The organism is Mesorhizobium sp. M1312 (assembly GCF_040318115.1).
Classification (GTDB): Bacteria; Pseudomonadota; Alphaproteobacteria; order Rhizobiales; family Rhizobiaceae; genus Mesorhizobium.
On record NZ_JAMYLQ010000016.1, the window covers coordinates 110228 to 132207 of the forward strand.

The following is a 21980-nucleotide window of genomic DNA, read 5'->3' on the forward strand; positions in this document are numbered from 1 at the left end:
CGGCAATCGCGCGCGATTTGGAAGACTTCTCACAGCGCCGTCAGGTCGCTGATCAGCCCCGACGCCACGGACAGCCGCGACACGGTGATGTCGCCGCCCTCGGTCAGCGCCTGCAGCCGCTCGCGGATGCGCCCGACCCTCTCGCCGCCGGCCTCCAGCCATGCCGCCACCGGGTCCGCCGCGTTGGCATGGCCGGTGAGCGCCGCCACCGCGATGCCGCGCCTGGCCGCGCCGATCGTGTCGGTGGCGCGGGAAAGCGCCAATTGATCATAGTAGTCGGACGGCGCGATCGAGCGCGCCGCATCCTCGACGCGCGGAATGCGGAACGCATCGCTGACCGCGAAAAACGCCTGCGCAGCGACGACAATGTCGGCGTTCGCCGCTCGGGCCGTCAGCGCGATGTCGGGGACGACGCCCGCCACATCAGTCAGCGCCAGCTGTTCGGCCAGCCTTTCGGGCGCACCGCCCTTGGCCAGACCATGCCGCCGCTCCTCGATCCGCTCGCGCGAGAAGGCCGGCAGCAGCGAAACCAGCTTCGGCTCCAGTGCCCTGCGCGCGTCCTGCAACTCGGCGATCCGTTGGCCGAGCGGTGCGGTGCTGGTATCGTTCTTGAGATACCAGCCGCTGGTCACATAGGTAAGCCGGCTAACCGCCTGATAGAGGTCGAGCTGCACCTGTCCGTCGATCTGATTGTCGAGAGCGTCGATCTGGCGATAGAGCGCCGGCAACCCGAAGCCGTCGCGCGCCACGGCGAAGGTCCGGACCACGTCGGCGGCACTTCGGCCGGTCGCTTCCTGCAGCCTGTTGACGAAGGATGGGCCGCCGCGATTGACCAGATCGTTGGCGACGACACGGGCGATGATTTCGCGGCGCAGGCGATGGCCGTGGATCTCGGCCGAGTATTTCTTCGCCATACGGTCCGGAAAGTAGCCCATCAGGTCACGGTCGAAATGCGGATCGTCCGGCACGTCGCTGGCGACGATGTCGGAAAACAGCACGATCTTGGCATAGGCCAGCAGCACGCCGAGCTCGGCCCTGGTCAACGGCTCACCGCGCGCCTCGCGCTCGGCAAGGGCTGTCGGCGACGGCAGAGCTTCGACATTGCGGTCGAGCAGACCGCGCGCCTCGAGCGCTGCCATGAAACGGCTCTGATGGGCGATGTCGGCAAGGCCGCGCTTGCGGGCAAGGGACAGCGCCAGCGTCTGTTCGTAATTGTTGGACAGCACCAGCGCGCTCACCTCGTCGGTCATCTCGGCAAGAAGCTTGTTGCGCGCTGGGCGGGTCAGCGCCCCTTTGCGCATGGCGGAAGCCAGCGCGATCTTGATGTTGACTTCGACGTCCGAGCAGTTGACGCCGCCCGAATTGTCGATGGCGTCGGAATTGCAGCGCCCGCCATTCAGCCCGAACTCAATGCGGGCCCGCTGCGTCACGCCGAGATTGGCGCCCTCGCAGATGACCTTGGCGCGCACTTCGAGCGCGGTCACCCGAATAGCATCGTTGGCGCGATCGCCGACATCCTGGTTGGTTTCCGTCGATGCCCTCAGATATGTGCCGATGCCGCCGAACCATAAAAGGTCGACCGGCGCCTTGAGAATGGCGCTCATGATCTCGACCGGCGAAGCGGTCGTCTTGCCGAGGCCGATCGCCGCGGCCGCGGCCGGCGGCAGCGTGATCGATTTCTGGCTGCGCGAGACGATGATGCCGCCTTCGGACAGTTTCGTCTTGTCATAGTCCTGCCAGCTCGACCGGGTGAGGGCGAACATACGCCGGCGCTCGGCCATCGAAGCCGCCACGTCGGGAGCGGGATCGATGAAGATGTCGCGATGGTCGAAAGCGGCGATCAGCCGGGTCTGCTCGGACAGGAGCATGCCGTTGCCGAACACGTCGCCCGACATGTCGCCGACGCCAACGACGGTGAAGGGCGTGGTCTGGATATCGCGGTTCATCTCGCGGAAATGCCGCTTGACTGCTTCCCAGGCGCCCTTGGCGGTGATGCCCATCTTCTTGTGGTCGTAGCCGGCCGAGCCGCCGCTGGCGAAGGCGTCGTCGAGCCAGAAGCCGTGCTTCTCGCTGATGGCATTGGCGGTGTCGGAGAAGGTCGCCGTGCCCTTGTCGGCGGCGACGACGAAATAGGGATCGTCCTGGTCGCGGCGCACCACGCCAGCTGGCGGAATGACGCCGTCCAGTCCGATATTGTCGGTGATCGACAACAGGCTGGAAACGTAATTTTTGTAGGCGGACGCGCCGGCGTCGAAGATGGCGTCGCGGCCGGCGCCCATCGGCAGCTTCTTCGGATAGAAGCCGCCCTTGGCGCCAACCGGCACGATCACCGCATTCTTGACCTGCTGCGCCTTGACCAGACCGAGCACCTCGGTGCGGTAGTCCTGCGCGCGGTCCGACCAGCGCAGACCGCCGCGGGCGACCGGGCCGAAGCGCAGATGCACACCCTCGACCTCGGAGCCGTAGACGAAGATCTCCCGCCACGGCCGCGGCGCCGGCAGGCCGTCGACCGCTTGCGAGTCGAGCTTGATCGCCAGCGACTGGCCCTTCTCCTTCAGATCGGGAACGAAATGATTGGTGCGTAGCGAGGCTTCGATCAGGTTTAGGTAGCGACGGATGATGGTGTCGTCATCGATGTTGGGAACCTCTTGCAACGCATCCCTGATCTTGGCCTTGAGGTGTTTGGCCGCGACTATTCCTTCCGTCTCCGCCGTCGGTCCGAGGCGGGCGACGAACAGCTCATGCAGGCCACGCGCGATCTCCGGATAGCGGTTGAGCGCGGCGGCAATGAAATCCTGGCTCTGCGGGATTCCTGCCTGCTGCAGATAGCGGCCATAGGCGCGCAGGATGGTGATCTCGCTCGACCAGAGGCCGGCGGTCTGGGCAAGGCCATTATAACCGTCATTGTCGATCTCGCCGCGCCAGACGGAAAGGAACGCGTCCTCGAACAGCGCGCCGCGGTCGCCAAGGTCGATCGGCTTGCCGTAGCTGTTTTCGAGCTCCATGTCGTGGATGAAGACCATGCCCGGCTGATCACTATTGATCATGCCGGAAGCCTCGTGCCCGACCTCGAAGGTGCGCTCGCTGATAACGCGGAAGCCGATGTTCTCCAGCACCGGCACCCGCCGCGACAGCGCCACCGGGCTGCCATGGTGATAGATCTTCAGCGCCGCCTGATGCGGTTCCTGGTTGGCATGACGGTAGTAGTCGATGGCGATCGGATTGGCCGCGCTGATCCTGGCGATGCGCCCGGCATCGGCCAACGCCTCCGCCGGCGAGAAGCTGTCGCGATAGCTTCCCGAAAAGCGCGAGGCGATCGCCGTGAGCGCCGCATCGGCGCCGGTCTCTTCCGCGGTCTCGCGCAGAATGTCGTCCCAGGTCCGCACGATGGCGCGGATCGCTGCCTCGATCGTCGCCTGGTCGACCTTCGGCGTCCTGCCGCCGGAACGGCCGATGATGAAATGGACACGAGCCAGCCCGCCTTCCGGAAAGGCGGGGTAGTAGGCCGACAGCCGGCCTTGGAACACCGTCTTCAGATAGGTGCCGATCTTCTCGCGTACGACGCTGTCGTAGCGGTCGCGCGGCACGAAGACGAGGATCGAGACGAAGCGGTCGAACTGATCGGCGCGCACCAGCGCTCTGACGCGTGGCCGCTCGATCAGCCCCAGAATGGCTTCGGCGTGCTTGCGCAGGATCGGCACCGGGACCTGGAACAGCTCGTCGCGCGGATAGCTCTCCAGCACGTTGATCAGTGCCTTGCCGGAGTGATCTTCAGGGTTGAAACCGGATTTGGCGATGATGGTTTCGGCTTTCGACCTGAGATAAGGGATCTTCATCACCGAGCGCGTGTAGGCGGTCGAGGTGAACAGGCCGACGATGCGCAACTCGCCGGCAAGCACGCCCTTGGAGGTGTAGGTCTTGATGCCGATGTAATCGAGATAGATGCGGCGATGTACGGTCGATTTGGCGTTGGCCTTGGTGACGATCAGCGGTTCCGGCCCGTGCAGGAAGGCGCGGATTTCCGGCGTCGTCGACACCGCTTCGGTGCCGCGCCGCAGCACCAGCACGTCGGGATCGGAGAGGATGCCGAGGCCGGGCTTTTCGGTGCGCTCCAGCATGCCGCTCTTCTCGCCGCCGGTATATTTGAACTCGCGCATGCCGAGGAAGGTGAAGTTGTCGTCGCGCAGCCATTCGAGGAAGGCGATCGCCTCAGCGACGTGGGCCTTGTCGAGCGGCACCGGAGCGTAGCGAAACTCCGAGATTGCCTGGTCGAGGCGGGCCAGCATCGGCTTCCAGTCGGTGACAGCGGCGCGCACCTGGCCCAATATTTTTTTCAGCCGCTCGGCCAATGCGTCGGCCTGATCGGCCGAAAGACGGGCGATATGGACGTGGATGGCGCTCAGCCGCTCATGACTGTGATCACCCTTGGCGAACCCGCCATCGCCGAGGATTTCGTCAACGCCGCTCTTGCCGTGCCTGACGACGATGACCGGGTGAGTGACCAGCAGCGGTTCGCCGGCGCTCTCGGTGATCTCGCCGAGGACGGAATCGAACAGGAACGGCATGTTGTCGTTGACGACGGTGATCACGGTCATCGGCCTGCCTTGGCGGACGACACCGGAATCGACCTCTATGGCGACGAGGCAATCGCCCTTCTTGTGCCTGGCGACGGCGCGTCCGGCGAGATCGGCGGCGCGTTCGAGGGCGGCGACATCATAGGCGGCGACATCTTCGGCCGGCGCTCGGGCCAGCAGGTAATCGGCAAGCCTGCCGGGTTTCTCGCTGCCCTTGGCCGTGCTCATCTTTTTTAACACGCTTGCGGATTTCAGGCCGGCCATGTCGCTAGTCCCTCCCGTCATATGTTTTATAACTATGGTAGCAGATGGCCGATATTGGCGACAAAGGTTTGACCGCTTTCGACGAAATGTCGGAATTCGGCAGCAAATCACCGACCAACAAGGAAAAACAGCCCATGGCGGGAAAAATCACTGCACTTGACCTCGCACCTGCGGAACTGAGCGAAGCGACAAAGGGCTATCTCGCCAAATGCGAGGAGAAGCTCGGCCTCGTTCCCAACGTGCTTTTGGCATACGCTTTCGACGAGACGAAGCTGCGCGCCTTCACCGATATGTACAATGATCTGATGTTGGGCCAATCCGGCCTGTCCAAGCTGGAGCGTGAGATGATCGCAATCGCCGTCTCCTCCATCAACCATTGCTACTATTGCCTCGCCGCCCATGGCGCGGCGGTGCGCCAGCTTTCCGGCGATCCGGCTTTCGGCGAGATGATGGTGATGAATTTCCGCGCCGCCGACCTTTCCGCGAGACAGAAGGCGATGCTTGAATTCGCGGTGAAGCTGACCGAGCAGCCGGCGAAAATCGTCGAGGCCGACCGTGCAACGCTGCGTGAGGCCGGCTTTTCCGATCGCGACATCTGGGACATCGCCTCGACCGCCGCCTTCTTCAACATGTCGAACCGGGTGGCGGCGGCGGTCGACATGCGGCCGAACGATGAATACCACGCGATGGCAAGGTGAGGTGCGAGTCAACCGAACAGTATGCTATTGCGCATTCTCATTGCGTCTTTGCCGGTTTGGCCCGATGATCGCCCTGCGGCATGACCGCATCCCGGTTGATGCCGCCGATCAACGGAGGAGAACATGGCGAAATTTCTCTATGTGTATCATGGCTCGGGCAAGATGCCGACCGAGGAGGCCGAGCGGCAAGCAGCGATGGATGCCTGGAACGGCTGGTACGGCAAGCTTGGTTCGGCCGTGGTCGACGGCGGCAATCCGGTCGGCATGTCGAAGACCGTGCTGCCCGGCGGTAAGGTCGAGAACAATGGCGGCAGCAATCCGACCGCCGGTTACACAATCATCGAAGCGAAAGACATCGACGATGCCGTCGACAAGGCCAAGGAGTGCCCTATCCTGAGGGACCCGGGTTTCAGCGTCGAGATCGCGCCGATCATCGAGGTGATGTGACGCTCAGGATCGAGCCGCAATCGCCGCCGCGGCACCCGCCATGGTGGTGGCGCTGACGCGGTTGGCGATCTTCATTGCCCGCTTGCTCTTCAGCAGTTTTCGCGCCTGCGCTGCCGCAAGCACCCAGGTCAGATCGATGGCGACCAGAACCACGGCCATGGTCAGCGTCAGCTCGATCCAGCCGACGACCGTCACCGAGGCGAGATCGATGATGGTCGGCAGCAGCGCCAGGTAGAACATCATGATCTTGGGATTGCCGAGCGTCACCGCCATGCCGGCAAAGAACAGTTTGACGGCCGACTCATCGCGCGGCATCTCGCCCTCGCGGGCCTCGACCGGGGCCGTCCACATCTTCCAGGCTAGGTAGGCGAGATAGGCGACGCCGACCCATTTCAGCACGACAAAGGCGAGATGGAAGGTCTGCGCCACCACCGCCAGCCCGAACACCGCCAGCGACAGCCAGATACCCTCGCCGATCCACATGGCGAGCAGGAACGGAAACACATCGCGAAAACCCTTTGCGATGACCCGCGCTACCAGAGCGGCAATCGAGGGGCCGGGCGAGCCAGCGGCGACGAAAAGGGCGGCGGCGAAGATCAGAAGCGAGGTGAAGTGCATGTGAGTGCCTTCGAGCATCAGAGTGCCAAGGATATCCGATCGGCGGCGATTTGGCACCCCTGCAGCTTGCAGAGAACTTTGCCCTCTGAACAGGCGGCGGCGCTGCCCCTCATCTGGCTGCCGCCATCTTCTCCCCGTGAACGGGGAGAAGGACGCCGTCATCGACGGTTCCGTCAACTACCAGCGTTGCAAAAAATGAACGCCGAGGGTGCGGTCAGCGGTCTTCTCCCCGTTCACGGGGAGAAGGTGCCGGCAGGCGGATGAGGGGCAGCGCCGACCTCCCTTCAATGAGACGTCGCCCTTACGCCGCGCCGACCACTTTCGCCGACTTCTCAAAACGCTTGCGCTCGTTCGGGTCGAGGTAGAGCTTGCGCAGGCGAATGGTCTTCGGCGTCACTTCGACCAGCTCGTCGTCCTGGATCCAGGCCAGCGCGCGTTCGAGCGTCATGCGGATCGGCGGCGTCAGCTTCACCGCCTCATCCTTGCCGGCGGCACGGATGTTGGTCAGCTTCTTGCCCTTCAGCACGTTCACTTCGAGGTCGTTGTCGCGTGAATGGATGCCGATGATCATGCCCTGATAGACCTTGACGCCCGGATCGATGACCATCGGACCGCGGTCTTCCAGGTTCCACATGGCATAGGCCACTGATTCACCCTGTTCGTTGGAGATCAGCACGCCGTTGGTGCGGCCCGGCAGCTCACCCTTGTAAGGCTCGTAGGCATGGAACAGCCGGTTCATCACAGCGGTGCCGCGCGTGTCGGTCAACAGTTCCGACTGGTAGCCGATCAGGCCGCGCGTCGGCGCGTGGAAGACGATGCGCTGGCGGTTGCCGCCTGAGGGGCGCAATTCGACCATCTCGGCCTTGCGCTCCGACATCTTCTGCACGACGACGCCGGCATGCTCCTCGTCGACGTCGATGACGACTTCCTCGACCGGCTCCAGCAATTCGCCGTTGTCACCCTGCTGCATGACGACCCGCGGACGCGACACGGCGATCTCAAAACCTTCGCGGCGCATCGTCTCGATCAGAACGGCAAGCTGCAATTCGCCGCGGCCGGAGACGAAGAACGAATCCTTGTCCGGCGATTCCTCGATCTTCAGCGCGACATTGCCTTCGGCCTCGCGCAGCAGGCGGTCGCGAATGACGCGGCTGGTCACCTTGTCGCCTTCGGTGCCGGCCAGCGGGCTGTCGTTGACGAGGAACGACATCGTCACGGTCGGCGGATCGATTGGCTGCGCATGTAGCGGTTCGGTCACCGACAGGTCGCAGAACGTGTCGGCGACGGTGCCTTTCGACAGGCCGGCGATGGCGACGATGTCGCCCGCCTGCGCCTCGTCGATCGGCTGGCGCTCGAGCCCGCGGAAAGCAAGGATCTTCGAGATACGGCCGGTTTCGACCTGCGTCCCGTCATGATGCAGCACTTTAACTGCCTGGTTGGATTTCAGCGTGCCGGATTCGATGCGGCCGGTGATGATACGGCCGAGGAACGGATTGGCCTCCAGTATGGTGCCGATCATCCGGAACGGGCCGGGATGAACGGTCGGCGCCGGCACATGCTTGATGACGAGGTCGAACAGCGGCGCCAGGCCCTGGTCCTTCGGACCTTCGGGGTTTTCCGAGACCCAGCCGTCACGGCCTGAACCGTAAAGGATCGGGAAGTCGAGCTGCTCGTCGGTCGCGTCGAGCGCTGCAAACAGGTCGAACACCTCGTTGACCACCTCGACGTGGCGGGCGTCCGGCCGGTCGATCTTGTTGATGACGACGATCGGCTTCAATCCGACCTTGAGCGCTTTGCCGACGACGAATTTGGTCTGTGGCATCGGCCCTTCGGCGGCGTCCACCAGCACGATGGCCGAATCCACCATCGACAGGATGCGCTCGACTTCACCGCCGAAATCGGCGTGGCCGGGGGTGTCGACGATGTTGATGCGGGTGTCCTTCCAGTCGACCGAGGTCGCCTTGGCCAGGATGGTAATGCCGCGTTCTTTTTCGAGGTCGTTCGAATCCATGGCGCGCTCGGCGACGCGCTGGTTGTCGCGGAACGAGCCGGACTGTTTCAGGAGCTGGTCGACGAGGGTGGTTTTTCCATGGTCGACGTGCGCGATGATCGCGATATTACGAATTTTCATGTTGTGGTCTCGGGAGCGTTGCAGGCAGCAGGCCAAAAGGCGCTGCCTCTTTCGGTTGGGCGGCTCATACAGGGTTTTTCGCAATTGCGAAAGAGGAGGCGGGCCACCAAATACATGGTCACCAAATCTTAAGCGTCTTGGTGTGAAATGGAATTATTAACCAAAGCGGAACCTTTCGCGGTCGGGACAGTTCAAATTTCATGAGCAATACGGGCATCAAATACCGGCCAATCCTCGCCTGGGCGGCCCTTGCCGTCATCCTCGCGGCAGGTGCCGCGCAGTCGGCCGCGACGTTGAAGGACACACGGCCTGCCCTGCCGTCCGACACACGAACGGCGGAGCAGTTGTTTGCCGATGCTCCCGATGGCGTCGACCCGGTGGTGACCGGACCGGTTAGCGCCGCCTTCAAGCAAAGGCAGGAGGCTGCAAACTGCGACAGCGCGGTTTGGCCCAAAATTCCGACCGTTTGCTATCCAGACTGAGGACCGCCGACGGCGGTCGTCATCCCGAGATACCGTTCCGCTGCGATCCTGCACGCCCCCCTCTGCCCTGCCGGGCATCTCCCCCACGAGGGGGAAGATCGGTCGTGGCCGCCGCTTTCGCCAACCTCCGTTGCAGGCGCGACCGGAGCGCCCAAGCGGCCAATCTCCCCCGTGTGGGGGAGATGTCCGGTAGGACAGAGGGGGGGCGCTGTCCCGCCTGCGTTTTGGCCATCATTGAAGCCAGTCCCCTCACGCCGACTGCACCGGGTCGAGCGTGACCTTATAGAGTTCATTGTCGTCGCGATCCATCAGCCGCACCGTCATCTGTTCAGTGGCGCCGTCGATATCGACGAGGCCGAAGAACTGCAGGCCGGCTGACGGTGGGAGATTCTGCCCCTGTTCGGCGGTTGGCGCCTTGATGAATTTCAGCTCCGGGCCGAAGGTCATGTCGAAATCATTGGGTCCATATGTGCCGGCGTGGAGCGGACCCGAAACAAATTCCCAGAACGGATTGAAGTCCTGGAACTGCGCCTTATCAGGATTGTAGTAATGCGCTGCCGTATAGTGCACGTCGGCGGTAAGCCAGACGGTGTTGGTGATGCCGGCATTCTTTATATAGCGAAAGAGGTCGGCAATCTCCAACTCGCGGCCCTTGGCTGGGCCAGTGTCGCCATTGCTGACGGCCTCGGCGCCGGCCTTCTTGGTGGCGTCGTTCCAGACGACGAGACCGAGCGGCATGTCGGCGGCGATGATTTTCCAGGTCGCGTTGGAGGTTGCCAGTTCGCGCTTCAGCCACTTCGTCTGCTGTTCGCCGAGAATGCGCGATTGCGGCGTCACCGTATCCTGCATGCCAGGACTATTGGAGCCGCGATAGGAACGCATGTCGAGGAAGAACACGTCGAGCAGCGGCCCATAGTCGATCTTGCGATAGACGCGGCCCGGTTCCGACGGCTCGTAGCGGATCGTCGTCATCTCGTGGAAGGCGCGTGCCGCGCGTGCCGCCAGCACGTGGACGTTTTTTTCCGAGTAGCGGTCGTCGGCGCTCAGGTCCTTCGAATCCGACCAGTTGTTCACCACCTCGTGGTCGTCCCACTGGTAGAACGTCGGGCAGATGGCGTTGAGCCCCAGAACGTTCTTGTCCATCATGTTGTACTTCCACTGGCCGCGGTACTCGTCCAGCGTCTCGGCAACCTTGCGCTTTTCGTCGATGAGGACTTTGTTCTTCCACTTGCTGCCACCGGAAAGGTCGACCTCGTCCTTCATCGGGCCGTCGGCATAGATGGTATCGCCGGAATGCAGGAAGAAGTCGGGCGTATGCTTGCCGATCGTGGCATAGGTCTTCATGCCGGTGTCGTCGATGCCCCAGCCCTGGCCGGCGGTATCGCCCGACCAGGCGAAGCGAATGTCGCGCTTCGAGGCCGGCGCCGTGCGGAAGCGGCCGACGATCGGCTCGGAGACGGCGTTGATGTCGGCAAGATCGGCCGCGATCATGCGGTAGAAGATATCCTGATCGGAGGCGAGTTCGGTGAGCAGCCGCTTTACGGTGTAATCGCTGGCCGGCGACGTATCGAGCGGCGCAAGACGGACGGCGTTGGCGAAATCTTCCGTCGACGATACTTCGAACATGACACGCGAAGGGCGGTCGGTGCGGGTCCACACCACGCCGCTGGTTGCGTCGACATCGCCCGACTGGATGCCATGGGTGAAGGCGGGCCGCTGATTTGCGCGGGAATAATAGGAAAGCGCGAGGCCCGATATGCCGACGAGGCCGGCGGCGCTCGCGGACGTGACGAAGGCGCGCCGGGTCATCGAAATCTTGTTCATGGCTGTCTCCTGGATGGCGTTGAACGGCGCCGCCAAGGTCCAGCCTCAATGTTTCAGGCACATCTCGAAACGATGAACGTTTTCTGACAATCGACAGGCTGGCGAATCTTCCCCCTTGAGGGAGGGATTGCGCTCAGCCGTCACAGCTCAAGCCGCCTGCGGTTCCGGCTCGAAGGCCGGACGGCTGGTGTTGATCAGCAGCGAGATGCAGGCTGCGGCTATTGCCGTCATGCCGGCGATGAGGAAGGCAAGCTCGTAATTGCCCTGCAATTCACGCATGGTGCCGCCGAAGAAGGCGGCCGCCGCCGCACCCACCTGATGGCCGGCGACGATCCAGCCGAAGACGATCGGCCCACTGCGGTCGCCGAACGCCTCGTTCGACAGCCTGAGCGTCGGCGGCACGGTGGCGATCCAGTCCAATCCGTAGAGCACGGCGAAGATGATCAGACTGGTCGACGAGAAGCCGGAATAAGGCAGATAGATCAGCGACAGGCCGCGGATGCCATAATAGACGCCGAGCAGCTTGCGCGGGTCGAAGCGGTCGGTGAGCCAGCCCGACAGCGTCGTGCCGATCAGATCGAAGATGCCCATCAGCGACAGCAGGCCGGCGGCTTGCACCTGACCGATACCCATGTCGCCGCAAAACGCGATCAGGTGCGTGCCGACCAGTCCGTTGGTGGTGAAGCCGCAGATGAAGAAGGTGGCGAACAGATACCAGAACACGCGGGTGCCTGCGGCACGACGCAGCGTGCTGAGCGTTTGCATGAGGAAATTGCCCTGCGAGGCCGGCGGAACCGGCGGCACGTCGTCGGCGTCAGCACCGTAGCGCACCATGCCGATCGAAGCCGGACGCTCCGGCACCAGCAGCCAGACCAGCGGCACCAGGCAGGCGGTGGCGACCGCAACGGCGATGGCGACCGGCTTCCAGCCGCCCGACTGGGCGAGCGCGGCGAGCAGCGGCAGGAACACCAGGAGGCCGGTGGCGGCGGAGGCCGACATCAGTCCCATCACCAGGCCGCGATTGGTCTTGAACCAGCGGTTGACGATGGTGGCGCCGAGCACCGTGGCGACCGCGCCGGAACCGACGCCGGAGAATACACCCCAGGTGAGAAGCAGATGCCACGGCTCGGTCATCAACAGGCTGAGCGCTGTCGAACCCGACATCACCACCAGCGACGCCAGCAGCGTGCGGCGCAGCCCGACCCGTTCCATCAGTGCCGCGGCAAACGGCCCGGTCAGGCCGTAGAGGAAGATGCCGATGGCCGCGGCGAGCGAGACGACATCGCGCCGCCAACCGAAACTCTCCTCCAGCGGCAGCATCATGACGGCCGGAGCCGATCGCAGGCCCGCTGCGATCAGCAGGCAAAGGAAAATGACGGCAACAACGACGAACGCGTAGCGCTGGCCAAAGGGACGGGATTGAGCTATCATGTTACTGACCGGTACGTTGCAATTACACCTAGGTATACGTACCGATCGGTAACATTGTCAAGCAGGCAACGGCACGTCCTAAATGAAAAGAATTGAACCAACGATCAAAGCGGATGAGCCGCCCCGCGCGGGCGAAAAAATCCTTCGCGTTGCCCGCGACCTGTTCTACCGGCAAGGCATCAGGGCGGTCGGCGTCGATGAGATCGTACGGCGTGCCGGCGTCACCAAGCCCAGCCTCTATCGCAGCTTCCCTTCCAAGGACGAATTGGCCGCGTCCTATCTGCGGCAATACGACCTCGAGTTCTGGGCCCGCTTCGACGAGGCGGTGGCTGCCCATCCCGGCGATCCGCGGGCGCAGATCGCCGCCTTCCTGACCCGCATCGGCAAGCGCACGCAAAAGCCGGACTATCGCGGCTGCGGCATGACCAATGCGGCCGTCGAATATCCCGAGCACGGCCATCCGGCCCGCGTGGTGAGCGAGGCCAATAAACAGGAATTGCGACGACGCCTGCGCGCCATGGCGGCGACAATGGGTGCCGGCGACGCCGATACGCTGGGCGACGGGCTGCTGCTTCTGATCGAGGGCGCCTATATCAGCGGCCAGCTGTTCGGTGCCGGCGGACCGGCCAAGTCTGTGGCCCGGAACGCCGACCTGCTGATCGAAGCGAGCTTGAAGAAATAGCGTTTAACGATACCGTGCGGCAGCCTCGAAACGGAGTTGTCCGCGATGCGTAGCCTTTTGACGATCCCGCTTGCCCTTACCGGCCTCTGCCAAGCTGCCCAGGCCGGCGACATTTCCAGCGCCTACACCGATCTCGACTGGAAGAAGGGCTGTGTGACCTACGCGCAGGCGCAAGAAGGCGAAGGCGACTGGGCCAGTCTTGTCTGCTCGGGCTATCGCGGCTACCCGGTACTGATCTCTTACGACGATGCCCGGGAATCGCTGTTCTACGGTTTTCCGCCCAGCGACATGACCGCGGTCTGGGAAAGTTTTATCGCCTTCAATTCGACTGCACCGAAACTCGAATGGCGCATCGAGACGAACGGCGATCTCGCCATCCCTTTCGCGGTCATCCACCGTCGCTCGATCAGCAATCCTCAGGGCGAGAACAAACCGACAGAAGTGCTGGTCGTCGCCAAGGTCGCCCAACCGGAGAACTATGAGGGCTGCACCGTCGGCCTCGTGCTGGCCACCGGCGACCCCAGCGCCAACGACCAGGCCCGCAAGCTCGCCGACGAGAAGGCACGGACCTTTGCCTGCGGCAAGGACAAGCGAGTGGTGATCGGCAACACGCCCGATTTCGGCCGCGTCGATAACTGACTTCGTCATCCCTGGGCGGAGCGACGCGAAGCGGAGCGCAGACCCTGGGATCCATTCCGTGACATCAACCGAAGTGCGCAGCGGACCAGAATTCTGCACCGCTGCGGCGCTTTGACGTCACGGCATGGATCCAGGGGTCTGCGCTGCGTCGCTACGCTCCTTGCTCCGCCACAGGATGACGAAGCTGAGGGTGCCAACCTCCACGGTTGCGAGAGCCCATTTCTTCGGACACTTCAGGAGTTTCGGCTACTTGCTTGCCTTGGCCCGCTCGATCGCCTCGACGATCATCTTCTTGGCGTAGGCGGCGTCGTGCCAGCCCTCGATCTTCACCCATTTGCCGGGTTCGAGATCCTTGTAGTGCTCGAAGAAGTGCTGCACCTGCTGGCGGGTGATGTCGGGCAGGTGCGTGTATTCGGTGACGTTCTCGTAGCGCAGCGTCAGCTTGGGCGATGGCACCGCGATGATCTTTTCGTCCAGACCGGAATTGTCCTCCATCACCAGCACGCCGATCGGCCGCACATTGATGACGCAGCCCGGCACCAGCGCGCGCGTGTTGCAGACCAGCACGTCGATCGGGTCGCCGTCACCTGACAGCGTGTGCGGCACGAAGCCGTAATTGCCGGGATAGCGCATCGAGGTGTGGAGGAAGCGGTCGACGAACAGCGTGCCGGCCTCCTTGTCCATCTCGTACTTGATCGGCTCGCCGCCGATCGGCACCTCGATGATGACGTTGATGTCCTCCGGCGGGTTCTTTCCGATGGCAATGGCTTCGATACGCATGGCTTTTGTCCCTCTTTCGATAGGAGACCGATAGCGGGCAGCGGCGCATGGTGCAATGCGGCGAATGGTACTGAGGAGATCATGACTTCGTATCCCAGGGCGAAGTAAACGCGAAGCGGAGCGCAGACCTTGGGATCCATTCCGTGACATCAGTCGAGGAATGCAGCGGCGCAGAATGAAAGCAGCGATCCCCTCCGCTCTGTTCGGCATCAGAGGTTCTGCACCGTCGCTACGCTCTAAAGTTATGGCATGGATCCCAGGGTCTCCGCGACGTCGCTTCGCTCCTGCCCGCCCTAGGATGACGAAGCTAAGTCATTCCCAGACGAAGGCGACCTTCTTCAACGCCTTCTGCTCGAAGATCTCGACGCCCTCGGCGACGTCGCGGCCGCCGGCGCCGGCATAGAAGGTGAGCGCGTTCTGATTGTCTTCCAGCGCCCACACCACCATGCCTTTCAGGCCGTGATCCGCCAATCGCGCCCGTGCGGCCGAGAATAGCCGGCTGCCCAATCCGATGCCCTGATATTCCGGGCGCACGTAAAGTTCATAGATCTCGCCCTGCTGCTTGAGCTCGCGGGCGCGATTCTTGCCGATCGTGGCATAGCCAGCGACCTTGCCGCCAATCTCGACGACCAGGACGGTGGCGGCACGACGGATGGCGTTCGCCCACCAGTCGGCACCGCGGCGGTTGATCATCGATGTCAGCGTGCGATGCGGGATGATGCCGGAGTAAGCGCCGCGCCAGGCCAGCAGGTGCACGTCGGCGATGGCGCTTGCGTCGCGCGGCTCGGCTTTCCTGATGTCGATGCTCAGCGTCTTCATGATTGGTTAACCATAAACCCGCATCGCCCGATTGCAAGAGTCCGGTCAGCGGCTCCCAAGCTTTCGCACAGACGATGGACGTGCCGTTGAGTGCCGAAGGAAGCCGTTCGTAACGACTCAGATTTCGACCAGATGGTCGTCCAGCTCGTTACTGTCGCCGGTAGAAACCGGGAAGTGCTCGGCCAGCACCGCACCCGTCGCTTCGATCACCTTGATGAAGCCGTCGGCGAGACGATCGTTGCGGGCATGCGCGGTAAGGTCGCGGACGACGCTGTCCCAGACATCCTGGCCGACACGGCTGTCGATGCCGCTGTCGGCGATCACTTCGGCATACTGCTCGGCAATCGAAACGAACACCAGCACCCCGGTGCGCGCCGCGGTGCGGTGGACGTTGCGGGCGAGGAACTGCTTTATCGCATTGGCATGCGCAGCCTGGTAACGCAGCCGCCTCGGCACCAGGTGGATGCGAAAGCCGGGCACCGCCCACAACAGGACAAGCACCGAGGCCAGCGCCAGAAGCTGCACGATGACGAAATGCGGCACGCGGATCGACAGCCACCACGCTTCCAGCCCGTAGCTGACGGCGAGGCTGACGACGAGCATGGCCAGCGTCGCCATGAAGGCCGCCGGAAAGAAATAGCCGTCGCTGGCGTGGGCCACCACGCAGTAGATTTCGCCATCGGTCTTTGATTCGGCGGCGCGGATCGCTTTGGCGATGCGGTCATGATCCCCGGGGCTGATCGGTCCTGTTGCCATGTTGTGTCTCACCAGCTTCCTGACGAACCGCCACCACCGGACGAGCCGCCGCCGCCCGAAAACCCGCCGCCGCTGCCGCCCGACGACCAGCCGCCGCCGGAACGGCCCGATGACCAGCCGCTGCCGGTGCCGGTTGTCCAGACGCCGCCCGAGGACGCGGAACCCGACCTTTGACCGTAGCGAAATGTAATGCCCAGCCATTTATACACGCCCGGCGACAGCTTTGTGCCGAAGATCGGCGGCAGGACCGCCATCGCCAGGCCGCCAAAGAACAGCGTCGCCCACACGATGACGAACAGCACGACGATGGGATCGACGGCATTGCTGTCGGCCGGATTGCGCTTACCGCGTGCTTCCAGCTCTTCCGGATTGCCTTCCAGCACCATGACCATGTCGTCGACGGCCTTGGCTATGCCGCCGGAGAAGTCGCCGGCGCGGAAGGCCGGCACCATGTCGTTTTCGATGATCAGCTTGGTGTACAGGTCAGTCAGCGTGCCTTCGAGCCCATAGCCGACCTCGATGCGCATCTTGCGGTCGTTGTTGGCGACCAGCAAAAGCACGCCATTGTCCTCGCCGGCCTGGCCGAGCTTCCAGGCGCGAAACAGACGGTTGGCGTAGGGCTCGATCTCCTCGCCGTCGAGGCTAGGAACCGTCGCGACAACGATCTGGTCAGAGCTCTTGGCTTCGAAATCCGCAAGCTTCCGGGTCAGCGCCGCCTCGGTCGCGGCATCGATGATACCGGCATCGTCGACAACCCGCCCGGTCAGGGCAGGCAATTCGGCGGCAAGAGCGGTGAAGCCTACCAGCAGCAGCACCGCCATGGCTGCCAAGGCAGCGCCGATCGTTACGGCGAAACGGCCGGAAGCGGGAGAGCGGATGGCGCATCTTGTCATGCCGTCACCAGCTTCCCGATGAGCCGCCGCCGCCGGACGAGCCGCCGCCGCCGGAAAACCCGCCGCCACCACCGCCCGACGACCAGCCGCCGCCGGAACGGCCCGACCAGCCACCGGAAGACCGCCGGCTTGGCTCGAAGGTCATGCCCAGCCAGCGATAGCGGCCAGGACCGATCTTCCGGCCGAAGATCGGTGGCAGGATGGAGGCGGCGATGCTGCCGAAGAAGATGATCGCCCAGATGCTTATGAAGATCGCAAAGAACAGATCGTCGGTGTTGAATGGCGGCTGCTGGTTGCGGGTCCCGCGTGCTTCCAGCTCTTCCGGATTGCCTTCGAGCACCATGACCATGTCGTCGACGGCCTTGGCTATGCCGCCGGAGAAGTCGCCGGCGCGGAAGGCCGGCACCATGTCGTTTTCGATGATCAGCTTGGTGTACAGGTCAGTCAGCGTGCCTTCGAGCCCATAGCCGACCTCGATGCGCATCTTGCGGTCGTTGTTGGCGACCAGCAAAAGCACGCCATTGTCCTCGCCGGCCTGGCCGAGCTTCCAGGCGCGAAACAGACGGTTGGCGTAGGGCTCGATCTCCTCGCCGTCGAGGCTAGGAACCGTCGCGACAACGATCTGGTCAGAGCTCTTGGCTTCGAAATCCGCAAGCTTCCGGGTCAGCGCCGCCTCGGTCGCGGCATCGATGATACCGGCATCGTCGACAACCCGCCCGGTCAGGGCAGGCAATTCGGCGGCAAGAGCGGTGAGGGGGAGGAAGAGGCTAAGGCAAAGCAGGCCGAGAAGGGCGCAAAGGAGCGTTGGGCTGGCGTTCCGTCGCACCCCGCTCTGTCCTGCCGGACATCTCCCACATTTGCGAGATCGCCTGTCGTGACCGCTTTCGCCAACTCTCAAAGCCGGAGATTGGCCGCCTTCGCAGGAGCTGCCAGTCTCCCCCCAAGTGGGGGAGATGTCCGGCAGGACAGAGGGGGGTGGGACGGAGTACAAGGCCAATAGAAACTGCGCCCGCTAAGCATCACCCGCCCTGCTGCGTGCCGAAATCGACCTTCGGCGTCTGCATCTTGTCTTCCTCGATGGTGAAGTTGGCGAACGGCTGATTGTCGCGGAACCACAGGGTCGCCCAAATCACCGATGGGAAGGTCTTCAGCGTCAGATTGTACTCCCGCACCGCCTGGATATAGTCGCGCCGGGCGACCGCGATGCGGTTCTCGGTGCCTTCAAGCTGCGCCTGCAGCGCCAGAAAATTTTGGTTGGCCTTGAGGTCCGGATAATTCTCCACCACCGCCAGCAACCGCGACAGCGCGCTGGTCAGGCCGGCTTGACTGTCCTGGAATCTCTTGACGGCTTCCGGATTGCTCAGCGTTTCCGGCGTCACCGTCACTTGCGTTGCCTTGGCGCGCGCCTCGACCACGGCATCGAGCGTATCCTTCTCGTGCGCGGCATAGCCCTTGACCGTCTCGACCAGGTTGGGAATGAGATCGGCGCGGCGCTGGTACTGGTTCAGCACCTGGCTCCATGCGGCCTTGGCATTTTCCTCCGCCGTCGGGATGGTGTTGTAGCCGCAGCCGGCAAGCAGCGGCAGCACGATCGCCATCATCAGCAAGGCAGGCAGATTGCGGAAGACGAAAGGGGAGGAAAGGGCAAGCATGGAAATATCCCTCAATAAGACTAACGGGCGAAGCATTACCACAATCCGCGCGCAAGAACATGACCTCAACCCGAGGGCGTTACTGGTTCTTTATCATTCACTGCCAGGCCCTGTGATTGGCCGGGCGAACAGGTTAAAGTCGCCGCGAAAACAGGACATCGCCATGGCGAAACGCCAGGACAGCGACGACGAATCGCGCCGCATCATCGAGCGCGTGGCACGTGAAACCGACCCGGGCGGCACCTCGTTCATTGCGCGGACCGCGAAGGGCGCGCGCGATCACGTCACTGCTGCAGACGCCGACCAGTCGGACCCGATCGAATATTGGGGCACGCGCATTGGCCGGGCGCTGGGGTTCGTTATCGCCATTGGCCTGTTGATCTGGCTCGTGGTTTTCATCAGCCAAAGTTAGGAACCTCGTGAGCACCGAAGAACACGACGCGCCGCGCGCGGTCATCGTCATTTCCAGCCATGTCGCGCGCGGATCGGTCGGCAACCGCGCCGCGGTCTTTGCGCTGGAGACTCTGGGTTTTCCGGTGTGGGCGGTGCCGACCGTCATCCTGCCCTGGCATCCGGGCCATGGACGGGCGACGCGCATTGTGCCGCCGCTCGATCAATTCAAGGCGCTGATGGCCGATCTCGAGCGCGCACCATGGCTGGGCGAGGTCGGCGCGGTGCTGTCCGGCTATCTCGGCGAAGGCGGCCAGGCCGACGCCGTCGCCTCGCTGGTCGGCGCGGTCAAGGCGAAGACGCCGGACGCCGTCTATATCTGCGATCCGGTGATGGGCGATTCGGGCGGGCTCTATGTGCCGGAGGCGACCGCCATCGCCATGCGCGACCGACTGATGCCGATCGCCGACATCGCCACGCCCAACCGCTACGAGCTGGAATGGATGGCGGGAGCGCCGCTGCCCGACCTGAAAGCGGTGATGGCGGCCGCCCTTGAGGCCGGGCCGTCGACGATGCTGGTCACTTCGGCGCCGGCGATGATGGTCGGCGGCACCGGCAATCTGCTGCTCAACGGCAATCAGGCGCTGCTCGCCGAACATCGCCTCATCGAAAAGCCGCCCAATGGGCTCGGCGACCTGACGGCAGCCGTCTATTTGGCGCGCATCCTGTCCGGCCAGCCGGCGATCAAGGCACTGCAGTCGACCACGGCGGCCGTTTACGAGATCCTGGCGCGCACCGCCAAGCGCGGCGGCGACGAATTGCAGCTCGAAACCGACGCACAGAGCCTGTCGCACCCGATGGCGATGGTGCAGCTTCGCCATCTCCTGCATCCGGGGCGGGACAAAAGAGCGTGACTGTCGTCGGCGTCGACGGCTGCAAGGCCGGCTGGATCGCCGTTCGCCGCGATCCCGGCGCAGCACCCTCGGTAGCCGTTTTTCCAAGCTTCGTAGCACTGCTCGACGCATTGCCGGCCGATGCGACAGTCGCCGTCGACATGCCGATCGGCCTGCCCGATCTTTCGCAAAAGGGCGGACGCGGGCCGGAGGCTCTGGTGCGGCCACTGCTTGGTAACAGGCAATCCAGCGTCTTCGCCATCCCCTCGCGTGCGGCGCTTTACGCCCATACGGATGGCTTCGCCACGATCGACGCCTGGTATGCCGCGCATCGCCAGGCAAGCGAAGTGGCGAAGGCGACCTCCGATCCGCCGCGCGGCATCTCGATCCAGGCCTTCGGCATCTTTGCCAAGATCCGCGAGATCGATGCCGTGTTGATCGCGCGTCCCGAACTGCGCCGCCGCGTCTTCGAATCCCATCCGGAAGTCGCCTTCTGCCGGCTGAATAACGATCAGGCGATGCGCTTGCCGAAGAAGATCAAGGGCGCCGTCAACCCGGCCGGCATGGCGGAACGCAAGGCGCTGCTTTGCCGGCACGGTTATATCAGGGGTTTTCTCGACCAGACGCCGCCGCGAGGCGCCGCCGCCGACGACTTTCTCGACGCCGCAGCGATGATGCTGATCGCCGGCCGCATCGGCAGCGGCGAGGCAAAGCCGTTTCCGGATCCGCCGCTCGTCGACCGTTTTGGCATCCCTGTCGCCATTTGGGCATGACAATCTGGCTTGCAAGGACATTGGCCCTCCGAGCCGAGCGTGCCTGTTGCAGCCAGCCATCTGCGATTCAGCATTGCTCGCGACCGGCTTTTGCCGCTAGAGCCTTCCTGACTTAAAGAGCTGCCGCCTAACCCGGAAAGGCTCCCGACGCCGCCAATGCCTCATCTCCCCGATCACCTCCTCGCCGGCTATCGCAATTTCATGAGCGGCCGCTATCTCGCCGAAAGCGGACGCTATCGCTCGCTCGCTCGCGAGGGCCAGTCCCCCGAAACGATGATCATTGCCTGCTGCGACTCCCGCGCGGCTCCCGAGGCGATCTTCGACGCTGGGCCTGGCGAACTCTTCGTGCTGCGCAATGTCGGCAATCTGGTGCCGCCCTATGCGCCCGACGACCAGTTCCACTCGACCTCGGCGGCGCTCGAATTCGCCGTGCAGAGCCTCAAGGTTAAGAACATCGTGGTGATGGGCCATGGCCGCTGCGGCGGCATCCGCGCGGCACTCGACCCCACGGCCGCGCCCTTGTCGCCCGGCGACTTCATCGGCAAGTGGATGAGCCTGATTGCGCCGGCGGCCGAGACCGTGTCGTCCAGCACGTTCATGACGGCGACGGAGCGCCAGACCGCGCTGGAGCGCATCTCGATCCGTTATTCGATCGCCAATCTCAGGACCTTTCCCTGCGTCTCGATCCTGGAAGGCAAGGGACGGCTGTCGCTGCATGGCGCCTGGTTCGACATCTCGACCGGCGAGCTTTGGGTGATGAACAAGGATACCGGTGACTTCGAGCGGCCGGAGATGACATAGGAGGGCTGCATGGAGTGCCGTTCGATCGTGTTGGCCGCAGCGGCACTGCTGTTTTCAGTCATGTCCGCCCGTGCCGATGACAGCGCGCTTATCGGCCGCTGGTACGCGGCGCTGCTGGTCGCCGATCGTACCGAATTGTCGGACCTGCTTGCCGATGACGTCCGGATAAAGCTCGACGACCTCGGCGTCGTCCAGACCAAGCAGGAATTCATCGCCTCGATCGACGACTGGAAAGGCGCTGTCGCCGGGGCTGAAATCCGGCATCGGATCGAGAAGACCGAAGGCGGCGTCACCACGGTCGTCGCCTGCTATGATTTCCCCAACAACGACATGCTGATGCAGGAAACCTTCGCGATCGCCGACAACCGCATCACCGCCAGTTCGCAGGCGACGATCGCGGAAAACTGCGACGGCTACTGACCGAGTACCTGCC

The 21980-nt window shown here is 63.5% G+C and carries 21 protein-coding genes; 10 read left to right on the forward strand and 11 right to left on the reverse strand.

The genetic code is table 11. The annotated features are described in order from the left end of the window. Window positions 1–29: 29 nt before the first annotated feature. Entirely contained in the window at window positions 30–4838 is a 4809-nt protein-coding gene (locus tag NKH36_RS19470; protein ID WP_352958055.1) for an NAD-glutamate dehydrogenase, read from the reverse strand. A 134-nt stretch (window positions 4839–4972) separates the two neighbouring features. On the opposite strand from NKH36_RS19470, the gene NKH36_RS19475 reads away from it, so the two are divergent. Next, complete coding sequence (locus NKH36_RS19475; RefSeq protein WP_352958163.1) at window positions 4973–5536, forward strand: peroxidase-related enzyme; 564 nt, start codon at window positions 4973–4975, stop codon at window positions 5534–5536. A gap of 123 nt (window positions 5537–5659) precedes the next feature. Beyond that, window positions 5660–5983: a YciI family protein gene (locus tag NKH36_RS19480; protein WP_352958054.1), complete on the forward strand. Its 324-nt coding sequence runs from the start codon at window positions 5660–5662 to the stop codon at window positions 5981–5983. Between the two features lie 3 nt (window positions 5984–5986). Here NKH36_RS19480 and NKH36_RS19485 read toward each other — a convergent pair whose 3' ends face one another. Further along, window positions 5987–6601: a LysE family translocator gene (locus NKH36_RS19485; RefSeq protein ID WP_352958161.1), complete on the reverse strand. Its 615-nt coding sequence runs from the start codon at window positions 6599–6601 to the stop codon at window positions 5987–5989. 301 nt (window positions 6602–6902) lie between these two features. Then, window positions 6903–8732 carry a translational GTPase TypA gene (gene typA, locus NKH36_RS19490; protein ID WP_352958053.1) on the reverse strand — a complete coding sequence of 610 codons (1830 nt, stop codon included), beginning with the start codon at window positions 8730–8732 and terminating at the stop codon, window positions 6903–6905. 200 nt (window positions 8733–8932) lie between these two features. Between typA and NKH36_RS19495 the strand changes: the two genes are divergently transcribed. After that, window positions 8933–9214, forward strand: coding sequence for a hypothetical protein (locus tag NKH36_RS19495; protein WP_352958052.1), 282 nt, complete (start codon window positions 8933–8935; stop codon window positions 9212–9214). Window positions 9215–9463: 249 nt separating this feature from the next. Here the strand turns inward: NKH36_RS19495 and NKH36_RS19500 are convergent, their stop codons facing one another. Continuing rightward, on the reverse strand, window positions 9464–11038 hold the full coding sequence (locus tag NKH36_RS19500; protein WP_352958051.1) for an alkaline phosphatase D family protein: 1575 nt from the start codon (window positions 11036–11038) through the stop codon (window positions 9464–9466). 147 nt (window positions 11039–11185) lie between these two features. Then, window positions 11186–12469: an MFS transporter gene (locus tag NKH36_RS19505; protein ID WP_352958050.1), complete on the reverse strand. Its 1284-nt coding sequence runs from the start codon at window positions 12467–12469 to the stop codon at window positions 11186–11188. 82 nt (window positions 12470–12551) lie between these two features. On the opposite strand from NKH36_RS19505, the gene NKH36_RS19510 reads away from it, so the two are divergent. Next, window positions 12552–13151 (forward strand): TetR/AcrR family transcriptional regulator, encoded by a 600-nt coding sequence (locus NKH36_RS19510; protein ID WP_352958049.1) that lies wholly within the window; start codon window positions 12552–12554, stop codon window positions 13149–13151. A 45-nt stretch (window positions 13152–13196) separates the two neighbouring features. Next, on the forward strand, window positions 13197–13790 hold the full coding sequence (locus tag NKH36_RS19515) for a hypothetical protein (RefSeq protein WP_352958048.1): 594 nt from the start codon (window positions 13197–13199) through the stop codon (window positions 13788–13790). A gap of 246 nt (window positions 13791–14036) precedes the next feature. On the opposite strand, the gene ppa is transcribed toward NKH36_RS19515, so the two are convergent. The 6 genes from ppa to NKH36_RS19545 all read right to left on the reverse strand — a co-directional run bounded on the left by ppa (window position 14037) and on the right by NKH36_RS19545 (window position 18690). Beyond that, entirely contained in the window at window positions 14037–14570 is a 534-nt protein-coding gene (ppa, locus tag NKH36_RS19520; protein ID WP_023800478.1) for an inorganic diphosphatase, read from the reverse strand. Between the two features lie 312 nt (window positions 14571–14882). Further along, window positions 14883–15389, reverse strand: a complete 507-nt coding sequence (locus NKH36_RS19525) for a GNAT family N-acetyltransferase (protein ID WP_029349110.1) — start codon at window positions 15387–15389, stop codon at window positions 14883–14885. 117 nt (window positions 15390–15506) lie between these two features. Beyond that, window positions 15507–16145 (reverse strand): TPM domain-containing protein, encoded by a 639-nt coding sequence (locus tag NKH36_RS19530; protein ID WP_352958047.1) that lies wholly within the window; start codon window positions 16143–16145, stop codon window positions 15507–15509. 8 nt (window positions 16146–16153) lie between these two features. Next, window positions 16154–17038: a TPM domain-containing protein gene (locus NKH36_RS19535; protein ID WP_502912072.1), complete on the reverse strand. Its 885-nt coding sequence runs from the start codon at window positions 17036–17038 to the stop codon at window positions 16154–16156. Between the two features lie 4 nt (window positions 17039–17042). Beyond that, a complete protein-coding gene (locus NKH36_RS19540; RefSeq protein WP_502912073.1) occupies window positions 17043–17864 on the reverse strand; it encodes a TPM domain-containing protein in 822 nt (273 codons plus the stop codon). A gap of 193 nt (window positions 17865–18057) precedes the next feature. Next, a complete protein-coding gene (locus NKH36_RS19545) occupies window positions 18058–18690 on the reverse strand; it encodes a LemA family protein (RefSeq protein WP_352958046.1) in 633 nt (210 codons plus the stop codon). A 163-nt stretch (window positions 18691–18853) separates the two neighbouring features. Between NKH36_RS19545 and NKH36_RS19550 the strand changes: the two genes are divergently transcribed. The 5 genes from NKH36_RS19550 (at window position 18854) to NKH36_RS19570 (ending at window position 21967) form a co-directional block, all read left to right on the forward strand. Further along, the gene (locus NKH36_RS19550; RefSeq protein WP_352958045.1) at window positions 18854–19102 is read left to right on the forward strand and encodes a hypothetical protein; all 249 of its coding nucleotides are present in this window, start codon (window positions 18854–18856) and stop codon (window positions 19100–19102) included. A gap of 7 nt (window positions 19103–19109) precedes the next feature. Next, complete coding sequence (pdxY, locus tag NKH36_RS19555; protein WP_352958044.1) at window positions 19110–19994, forward strand: pyridoxal kinase PdxY; 885 nt, start codon at window positions 19110–19112, stop codon at window positions 19992–19994. Next, the gene (locus NKH36_RS19560) at window positions 19991–20746 is read left to right on the forward strand and encodes a DUF429 domain-containing protein (protein ID WP_352958043.1); all 756 of its coding nucleotides are present in this window, start codon (window positions 19991–19993) and stop codon (window positions 20744–20746) included. Before pdxY ends, NKH36_RS19560 begins: the two co-directional genes overlap by 4 nt. Before the next feature lie 156 nt (window positions 20747–20902). Continuing rightward, window positions 20903–21547 carry a carbonic anhydrase gene (locus NKH36_RS19565; protein ID WP_352955506.1) on the forward strand — a complete coding sequence of 215 codons (645 nt, stop codon included), beginning with the start codon at window positions 20903–20905 and terminating at the stop codon, window positions 21545–21547. Between the two features lie 9 nt (window positions 21548–21556). Next, window positions 21557–21967, forward strand: a complete 411-nt coding sequence (locus NKH36_RS19570) for a nuclear transport factor 2 family protein (RefSeq protein WP_352958042.1) — start codon at window positions 21557–21559, stop codon at window positions 21965–21967. The last annotated feature ends 13 nt before the right edge of the window (window positions 21968–21980 follow it).